Origin of the sequence: Microcystis sp. M109S1 (assembly GCF_020247025.1) — a bacterium.
GTDB lineage: Bacteria > Cyanobacteriota > Cyanobacteriia > Cyanobacteriales > Microcystaceae > Microcystis.
Map to the genome: position 1 here is coordinate 1 of NZ_JADBRW010000014.1, position 6,918 is coordinate 6,918.

A 6,918-nucleotide genomic window follows, 5' to 3' on the forward strand; every position below is an offset into this window, starting at 1 on the left:
CTGAAAGGTCGCGAAAGTCTGTGGACTTTGTGTAAGACAGTACATGGTTTTTTAACCGTGGTATGCAACGGTGGTTGAAGCAGAAACTTAAATCGTGAGGTTTAGGAATCGCCGCACTTTTAGGGCGGCGAGGATGTCAAAACTCAACTTTAATCATACTCTAGCGGAAGGTGGCAGGGAAATGTTCTCTGGGAAACCTTGCGCTTTTGATTTTTTTCGGGGAGTGGGGATTTTTCAGTGAACAGTGAACAGTAAACAGTAATCAGTGAAAAGACCCGTTGCATAATAGAGATATGAATGGAGGAAATCAAAATGCAATGCCTTCAGCAACTCCTGAAAAGAAAGTTCCGAAGTTTTCACCTAACACTGTCTACTTAAAACTGCAATCTGATAACTGATAACTGATAACTGATAACTGATAACTGAAATCCCCCAACACCCAAAATATAGTCAACATTGCCAGCGCCTAACCATGAAATACTTTCTTTTTTTAGCAATCAAATCACAGGGAAAAAAAGCGAGGGGTTTTACTTTAATAGAATTGTTAGTAGTGGTGATTTTATTGGGGGTTCTCGCTGCCATTAGTTTACCGTATCTCTTAGGACAAATCGCCAAAGGTAGGCAAGCAGAAGCTCGCGCAGCACTAGGATTGATCAATCGCGCCCAACAGGGTTATCGTTATGAAAAAGGGACTTTTGCTACTTTACCTGAACTATCTCTGGAAGCTGCCAGTATTTCCCTAACATTCTATAATATCAGCGAAGTGGTAACTCCCGCTCCTGATGCTTTTGGAGCCGCCTATCTAGCAAATGCTTTGGCTCCATTTGATAACGATATTAAAAATTATGCCGGAGCGGCCGGACAAACGGCAGCTGGGGCCTATACTGGGATTGTTTGTGAGGATGAAACTCCTTTAGAAGATAATGTTTCTACCAGTAATTCCGCCGGTGTTCTTAGCTGTGTTGATGGCGTTGAAATTAATTAAAATAACCCCAAAAAATCTTTTATTTTTGTTGATATTATTGACTTTTATTTAAAGCTATGATAGGCGCAAACAAATCTCTCCATCTATCCTTACTTAAAACTCTTGGTTTAATCGCTGTTATCGGTGGTTTAATCATGGTCATTGTCGAAATGCAACAGGAAAAGGTGAAAACTTTGACCAAAGAAAAGTTATTAGAGAGAAATTATGCTCAAGAATCTCGCCTAGAAAATTCTCAGGTTCAGTTATTTAAAAATATACCTTCCTTTGGCTTTAATAATATGTTAGCCAATTGGGCAATGTTGCAGTTTATACAATATTATGGCGATGAGGATGCTCGTCGGGAAACCGGTTACGGTTTAAGTCCCGATTTTATGGAAATTGTCGCTAAAAATGACCCGAAATTTGTCCGTGCCTATTTGATGATGTCCGTCGCTTCTTCTGTCAATGCTGGCAAACCCGAAAGAACGATTGAGATTATGAATAAAGGTTTATCAAAAATCACTCCTGATGTTACTGATGCCTATTTTCTTTGGTTATATAAAGGAGTGGATGAACTATTATTTTTAGGTGATATTCCTGCGGCGAAAAAATCTAATCAAATGGCCGCCGATTGGGCAAAAATTGCCGGTAATGAATTTATCGAAAAATCCGCTAGGGGAACGGTGAAATTTTTAGAAACTAATCCCGATAGTCGCGCTCCTAGAGTCGGCGCTTGGATGTTAGTCTGGATAAATAGCAAAGATGAAGAAACCCGCAAGTTAGCCAAGGAAAATATCGAAAAATTGGGCGGTAAATTGATTGTGATTAATGAGAATCAAGTGATGGCAATTCCCCCCAAGGATTAGGAACTGGCCTATTTTTCATCCTGCCAAAACTTATGATTTAATAAGCCATCAATATCCTTAGAAAAAGGACAAACATCGGGAAAATTAGAGTCTGGATAATCCTCTTTCACCGCTTCTAAAGCTTCTCGATAACATTCTTCTAAAATCTCTATCATAAACCTTTTCAAACTAGGAGAATACTTAAATTCCTTCTTTAAATCGTTGCGAAAATTTCTAATTTCAATTTCCCACCCCCGATAACAATCGGGAAGAACCACATAACAACGTTTTAATAAATGTTCTAATAAACGAGTTAAAAAGTTATCAACCGCTTTGCGTTGACTTTTCCCCAAAGATTCCACCTCCTCGATCAAATTCTCTAAATCAACCTGAGATAAATCCCCAGATTTTAATTGTTTGACGGTTGCTTCTATCCACAAAGCAAAATCTCGAACATAAAGATTTTTTACCTTTGCTAAAGTCATAATTTTTCTCCTTGTTAAACTTAAATTAATTTCTTGAAAATCACACTAAATCTGGTTATTAAAGACTGATTATTTATTCCCCCTATTGCCTATTGCCTCTACTCAACGGATTTAGTATCAAAGTTTAACTTTCCCAAAACTTATGATTTAATAAACCATCAATATCCTTAGAAAAAGGACAAACATCGGGGAAAATAGCATCATATTTAATTCGCATATTCTCCACCGCTTTCTGATAACAATCATCACACATATCTGTTAAAAAACTGCATAAACTAGGGGAATCTTTAAGGATATCTTTTAACTTAGATTGACAACGTTTAATTGTTACTTCCCAACCTCGATAACAGTCGGACAAAGGAAGATAACGCCGTTTTAAAGCCTGTTCAAATAATGTAATTAAACGGGTTTTTAGTTCTCTTTTGTCTCGTCTTCCCAAAGATTCCACCTCCTCGACCAAATTCTCTAAATCAACTTGAGATAAATCCCCAGATTTTAATTGTTTGACCGTCTTCTCTATCCACAAAGCAAAATCTTGATCATAAAGATTTTTTACCTTTGCTAAAGTCATAATTTTTACCTCCTCTGTTGACTAATTACCCTCATTTTATCTAAACCTCGCCAATTCAGACGGCTCTCTTGTCCTTCGTGTGATAAGTTTGATTAATCGATCGCTAGTTACTCTCTGTGTCCTTTGTGCCTTTGTGGTTCATCCCTCTCTTCACAACTAACAAGCCACAAACTGCACCGATCGAGGGATAATATAACCTTGATATCTATGCCATCATCTTATGAAAATTTTAATTATGGGTGGAACCCGATTTATCGGCGTTTCTTTGACTAAAGTATTAGTAGAACAGGGTCATGAGGTGGTATTATTCAATCGTGGCAATAAACCCGCTCCGGTTGCTGGAGTACGACAGATCCACGGCGATCGCACTGACCCAGCGCAACTGAAAGAAAAGCTTAAAAATGAGAGTTTTGAGGCAATTTTCGATAATAATGGCAGAGAATTAAGTGATACTCAGCCCCTCGTCCAGATTTTTAGGGAAAGAATCCAGCATTTTGTCTATGTTAGCTCGGCGGGGGTTTATTTAAAATCTGACCAAATGCCCCACAAAGAAGGAGATAAACTAGATCCCAAGAGTCGCCACAAGGGAAAATACGAGACAGAAAACTATTTAAACGAGATGGGTTTACCCTGGACTGCCATCCGTCCGGTTTATATCTACGGACCGGGCAACTATAATGACCTAGAAGCTTGGTTTTTTGACCGTTTGGCTCGTAATCGTCCTATTCCTATACCTGGTCAAGGGGAACATTTTACCCAATTCGGTCACGTTGTCGATCTAGCTAAGTCCATGGCCGCAGTATTGGGTAATTCTCAGGCCATTGGTCAAGTGTATAATATTTCAGGCGATCGCTATGTAACTTTTAACGGTTTAGCGAAAGCTTGCGCGGCAGCCATGGGGAAAAATGCCGAGGAAATCGAGATTGTTAACTATAACCCCAAAAAATTTGACTTCGGCAAAAAGAAACCTTTCCCCCTGCGGGTTCAACATTTTTACGCTGATATTAATAAGGCCACCCGGGAGTTAAACTGGCAGCCCGAATATGATCTCGTCAGTGGTTTAGCAGACTCCTTCCAGAATGATTATCTCGCTTCCGGTCGCGATCAACAAGAAATAGACTGGGCGATCGATGACCAGATCTTGGCAAATCAGTGAGAATCTGGGAATAGGGAACAGTTAATCGCTCCCTATTCCCCATTGACAGCTTACTGCACATTCCACCAACCGAAAGCCGGCCCGACAAAGCGAATAACTACCCAAGCGCCGGCTAAAACTCCTATACCAATCCAGGCCCCCCTAGTGGTTAACTTGTAAGCTTGGGCTGCTTGACTTTTGGTAATCGGTAGCCAAGGCAGGATATTTTCTTCCTGTCCATATTTATCACCCAAGGCCGATTGACGACGTTTTGATTCACCCATACTAATGTCAATTATTAAGAGGTTTTTATCTGATTGTATATTGAAAGACAACAGGCCACACCCAATCCTAGTCCGTGAAGGAGGGCGATCGAAACTGACGGCTGATGACCGACTATTATAGAATTAAAGGTTGCGACTGAAACGAGAATGATAATTATGGCAACCATTAACAGTAATTACTTAAAACTAAAAGCGGGTTATCTTTTTCCGGAAATTGCCCGACGAGTCCAAGCTTTTGCGGCAGCCCATCCCGATGCTAATATTATCCGTCTGGGGATTGGGGATGTCACCGAACCTTTGCCCCGAGCTTGTCGGGAGGCAATGATTAAAGCGGTGGAGGAAATGGGCGATCGCTCTAGCTTTAAAGGTTACGGGCCCGAACAGGGTTATGCTTGGTTAAGGGAGAAAATCGCCGTCAATGATTTTCAGGCTCGCGGTTGTGATATAAGTGCCGATGAAATCTTTATTTCCGACGGTTCTAAGTGCGATACGGGCAATATTCTCGATATTTTTGGGGATAATAACTCGATCGCCGTAACTGACCCAGTATATCCCGTTTACGTTGATACTAATGTTATGGCTGGACACACGGGAGAGGCCAACGACCGCGGTGAATACGAGGGACTGATTTATCTGCCAATTACCGCCGAAAATAACTTTACTGCCCAGATTCCAGCCGAAAAAGTCGATTTAATCTATCTCTGTTTTCCCAATAATCCCACCGGGGCCACGGCTACCAAAGAACACTTGACAGCTTGGGTCAATTATGCTAGGGCTAACGGATCGATTATCTTTTTTGATGCGGCCTACGAGGCCTTTATCACCGATGCCAGTTTACCCCATTCCATCTACGAAATCGAGGGGGCGCGGCAATGTGCGATCGAATTTCGCTCTTTTTCCAAAAATGCCGGTTTTACCGGGACTCGTTGCGCTTTAACCGTGGTTCCCCAAAGTCTCATGGCCAAAGCTGCCGACGGGACGGATGTGCAACTCTGGAAACTGTGGAATCGTCGGCAATCGACCAAATTTAACGGCGTTTCCTACATTGTCCAACGGGGGGCCGAGGCGGTTTATTGCCCGGAAGGAAAAGCACAAGTACAAGAACTTGTCAAGTTTTATTTACAAAATGCAACAATTATCCGAGAAAAATTAACCGCTGCTGGTTTAGAAGTCCATGGCGGCGTAAATGCGCCCTACGTCTGGGTAAAAACGCCCCAGGGTCTATCGAGTTGGGATTTCTTCGATAAGCTACTGCACACCTGTAATGTGGTGGGAACCCCTGGATCCGGCTTTGGGGCTGCCGGAGAGGGTTATTTCCGGCTATCGGCTTTTAATAGTCGTGCCAACGTCGAGGCCGCTATGGAGAGAATTATCGATAAATTTCAAGGCTAATGGCTAAGAGGGGGATGTTTGCGGAAGCATCCCCATCGGGAAATAATTGATAGACTGGTAACTACTCACCGACCATGGCTCACCGATGCGACCCTTTTGGTTAGAATCCTTACAGGTAGAAAGATTAACGATCGCAATTGCCAGCTTACCGGCAGCTCTGCAAGGGATCAAGTTGGTGCAGTGGTCAGATCTGCACTGCGATGCACAGCATTTGCCTGTAGCTGTCCTGCAAGAAGCGATCGCCATTACTAATCAGGAAAAACCCGATCTCATCTTCCTGACGGGGGATTTTATTACCTATAGTCCTAGTCCGATTTTTGCCCTAGTCGAGAGCATAAAAGCTCTCAAAAGTCAAGGGGGTATTTATGCTTGTTTAGGAAATCATGACAGTTATCTTCCGCAGGCAAGGGAAACGGTCAGAGCAGCCTTAACTAGCGTGGGAATTCGGGTACTCTGGAATGAAATCGCCACACCCTACGGCGAAAATTTTCCCATTGTCGGATTGGCCGATTATTGGTCCGGGGAATTTTTACCGCAAATCCTCGAGCAAATTTCTCCCGATATACCCAGACTCGTCCTTTCCCACAATCCCGATACAGCCATGCTTTTAAGGGATTGGCGCGTGGATTTGCAGTTATCCGGTCATACCCACGGAGGTCAAGTGACTATCCCCGGTATCGGTTCCCTACCGATAATTTTAGAGAAACTTAGGCGATCGCTGCCCCACCCCTATGGTCAATGGGTTCCCTTTCAACGGCAGTTTAGCAGAGTAGTCCGATACTGGCAATGGTCCGAGGGATTTCACCGAGTTGGGGAAAATCAATTATATGTCAATCGAGGCTTAGGAACCTATTTTCCCGGTCGTCTTTTTTGTCCCCCCGAAGTGACGGTAATTACTTTGATCAACGGCAGCCAGTCTTGAATCAGTGATCAGTGATCAGTTATCAGTGACCAGATGTGAGTTTTTAGTGAACAGTATGACAGCCTTTCTCGTGAAGGTGAAGCACAAGCTCATTCTTGCTAATCAAGTATTTCAGATGCAAGAACGAACCTCATGTATCTGAGAAAAGCTGTAAGTGAGGAGTATTGTAAAGTTTCAACACAAATATAGTCATATATAGCCAGCCATGGTAATATGTGAACACGAAACTATCAGACTAGGCAAAAAAAACAGGAATAAGTTATCGAACGGCTTGGAGGTGGTGGAAACAAGGGAATTTAACAGGCTATCAATTGCCTTCC

8 protein-coding genes are annotated in these 6,918 nt (G+C 42.4%); 5 read left to right on the plus strand and 3 right to left on the minus strand.

The features are described 5' to 3' along the window. The first annotated feature begins 472 nt into the window (after window positions 1-472). Both IM322_RS00535 and IM322_RS00540 read left to right on the plus strand, forming a co-directional pair. Window positions 473-985: a type IV pilin-like G/H family protein gene (locus IM322_RS00535; RefSeq protein WP_287675954.1), complete on the plus strand. Its 513-nt coding sequence runs from the start codon at window positions 473-475 to the stop codon at window positions 983-985. 56 nt (window positions 986-1,041) lie between these two features. Then, window positions 1,042-1,830, plus strand: coding sequence for a hypothetical protein (locus tag IM322_RS00540; RefSeq protein WP_287675956.1), 789 nt, complete (start codon window positions 1,042-1,044; stop codon window positions 1,828-1,830). Window positions 1,831-1,838: 8 nt separating this feature from the next. Here IM322_RS00540 and IM322_RS00545 read toward each other — a convergent pair whose 3' ends face one another. Both IM322_RS00545 and IM322_RS00550 read right to left on the minus strand, forming a co-directional pair. Next, entirely contained in the window at window positions 1,839-2,294 is a 456-nt protein-coding gene (locus tag IM322_RS00545) for a DUF29 domain-containing protein (RefSeq protein ID WP_287675957.1), read from the minus strand. A 124-nt stretch (window positions 2,295-2,418) separates the two neighbouring features. Further along, the gene (locus tag IM322_RS00550; RefSeq protein WP_287675958.1) at window positions 2,419-2,865 is read right to left on the minus strand and encodes a DUF29 domain-containing protein; all 447 of its coding nucleotides are present in this window, start codon (window positions 2,863-2,865) and stop codon (window positions 2,419-2,421) included. 220 nt (window positions 2,866-3,085) lie between these two features. On the opposite strand from IM322_RS00550, the gene IM322_RS00555 reads away from it, so the two are divergent. After that, a complete protein-coding gene (locus IM322_RS00555; protein WP_287675959.1) occupies window positions 3,086-4,021 on the plus strand; it encodes an NAD-dependent epimerase/dehydratase family protein in 936 nt (311 codons plus the stop codon). A gap of 50 nt (window positions 4,022-4,071) precedes the next feature. Here the strand turns inward: IM322_RS00555 and IM322_RS00560 are convergent, their stop codons facing one another. After that, window positions 4,072-4,284 carry a DUF2839 domain-containing protein gene (locus IM322_RS00560; protein WP_286825267.1) on the minus strand — a complete coding sequence of 71 codons (213 nt, stop codon included), beginning with the start codon at window positions 4,282-4,284 and terminating at the stop codon, window positions 4,072-4,074. Between the two features lie 156 nt (window positions 4,285-4,440). Between IM322_RS00560 and IM322_RS00565 the strand changes: the two genes are divergently transcribed. Further along, complete coding sequence (locus IM322_RS00565; RefSeq protein WP_287078163.1) at window positions 4,441-5,676, plus strand: LL-diaminopimelate aminotransferase; 1,236 nt, start codon at window positions 4,441-4,443, stop codon at window positions 5,674-5,676. Between the two features lie 85 nt (window positions 5,677-5,761). Continuing rightward, window positions 5,762-6,598, plus strand: a complete 837-nt coding sequence (locus IM322_RS00570) for a metallophosphoesterase (protein WP_287675962.1) — start codon at window positions 5,762-5,764, stop codon at window positions 6,596-6,598. Window positions 6,599-6,918: the final 320 nt, after the last annotated feature.